The sequence below is a fragment of the Pelomonas sp. KK5 genome (assembly GCF_001984095.1).
Lineage (GTDB): Bacteria > Pseudomonadota > Gammaproteobacteria > Burkholderiales > Burkholderiaceae_C > KK5.
On the sequence record NZ_LYVQ01000481.1, the window covers coordinates 1 to 1246 of the forward strand.

The following is a 1246-nucleotide window of genomic DNA, read 5'->3' on the forward strand; positions in this document are numbered from 1 at the left end:
CTACGACCTGGTCGAGACCGCACCGCCGATCGACGACCTGTTGCAGACCCTGGCGGCCGATCTGGAGCCCGACACGCTGCTGCTGCCCGAGACCGACGTAAGCATCCTGCATCTGCTCGCGCCGGACCACCAGCGCGCCCACGAGGTCGACGGTGCTGTGACCGAAGCAGCCCTGCCCCTGCTCACACGCAAGGAGCATCACGACCTGGCCCTGGACAGCGCGCTGGCCAGCCTCTTCGGTGGCGCCCGGCCGGCGCAGGAGTCCGGGCCATGAGCGCCGCGCCGGGCCGGCACCCGCTGCATCCGGCCGCACGCGGCAGCGCCCCGGCCGACGCGTCCCCCGCTGGCTCGCGCAGCAGCGAACAGCGCTTCCTGCCCACGCTGTTCGACCGGCTCTGTGACGACACGCCGAGCGCGGACAGCGAAATGCCCGGCGCCTATGTGCCTGACCGCCGCCGCATGCGCGAGATCCTGCAGCGCGACCTGGCCGCCCTGCTCAACACGATCAACCATGCCGCCGATCTCGACGCCGCGCGCCACCCCGAGGTGGCTCGCTCCTGCGTCAACTACGGCGCGCCCTCGCTGGCCGGCAAGCCCTTGTCGGAGCGGCAGTGGGCCGACATCGAGCACAGCGTGCGCAGCGCCATCGTCGCCTTCGAGCCACGCATCGACCCGCTGACCCTGGTCGTGCGCCCGCTGCAGCGTCCGCGCGGCGGCAGCGCCAGCTTCAACGTCCTCGACTTCGAGATTGCGGGCCTCGTGCTGCTCCAGCCCTACCCGCTGGAGTTCATCGTCCAGAGCTCCGCGGACCTCGAGACCAACCGCTTCGAGCTGCGCGCCGACGCGCGGCGCAACGACTGACCCCACACGACCCGGCCATGCCCCACACCATTTCCTTCGCAAGCCCCGCCCTGCCCGCGCTGCTCGGCGCGCCGGCCCTGGTGCTCCAGGCCCTGCAAGGCCAGGAGTCGCTGGGGCAGCTGTACAGCTACCGGTTGCTGCTGGCCACGCCCGACAACCCGCTGATCCCCGAATCGCTGGCTGCCAATGTCGATGTGAAGGCGCTGGTCGGCAAGGGAGCCTGCATCACGATCGAGCTCGAAGGACGCGGCAGCTTCGCCACCGGCCTGCCCGGCGGCTCGCCGGCCGGCATCGGCGCCGGCGAGCGCGAGGTCAACGGCCTCGTCACCGCTGCCCGCTTCCTGCGCCTGGAGAACCGCCGCGCCGTCTACGAACTGCTGCTGGA

General features: G+C 71.7%; 2 protein-coding genes and 1 pseudogene. All 3 read left to right on the plus strand.

The features are described 5' to 3' along the window. Positions 1 to 274 (plus strand): TagK domain-containing protein (locus B0W88_RS31810; RefSeq protein ID WP_144007147.1); only part of this gene is annotated, 274 nt, incomplete at its 5' end. After that, positions 271 to 861, plus strand: a complete 591-nt coding sequence (locus B0W88_RS31815; protein WP_077038414.1) for a type VI secretion system baseplate subunit TssE — start codon at positions 271 to 273, stop codon at positions 859 to 861. The genes B0W88_RS31810 and B0W88_RS31815, both read left to right, overlap by 4 nt. A gap of 17 nt (positions 862 to 878) precedes the next feature. Then, positions 879 to 1246 (plus strand): annotated as a pseudogene (locus B0W88_RS31820) (contractile injection system protein, VgrG/Pvc8 family); the annotation flags it as partial.

Bases quoted from the DNA above. Each gene is read 5' to 3' on its own strand.
- B0W88_RS31815 (WP_077038414.1), top strand. From the start codon at position 271: ATGAGCGCCGCGCCGGGCCGGCACCCGCTGCATCCGGCCGCACGCGGC.